At 44.0% G+C, this 234-nt stretch carries 1 pseudogene; it reads right to left on the reverse strand.

Going from position 1 to position 234, the window contains the following annotated elements:
• Window positions 1-234, reverse strand: a pseudogene (locus tag SB756_RS35625) (UDP-3-O-(3-hydroxymyristoyl)glucosamine N-acyltransferase); the annotation flags it as partial.

Below are 234 nucleotides of genomic sequence, written 5' to 3' on the forward strand. Positions count from 1 at the left end.
CGATCCAATTTCAACGTCATGGTAAATAGTCACACTAGGCCAAAGCTTTGTCCCAGCACCTATTTTAACACGTTCTCCGATAAAACTGTTCGGACCAATTTGCGCGTTATCACCAACAACTGCACCAGCCTCTATAACAGCATTAGCGCCTATAGCAGCACTTTTACTTATATTTGCACTAGGGTGAATTGTTGCACTTGGATGAATACCCAGAGAGGCAGAACGTGGTGTTGT

The sequence above is a fragment of the Pseudomonas sp. SIMBA_068 genome (genome assembly GCF_046534705.1).
Taxonomy (GTDB): domain Bacteria; phylum Pseudomonadota; class Gammaproteobacteria; order Pseudomonadales; family Pseudomonadaceae; genus Aquipseudomonas; species Aquipseudomonas putida.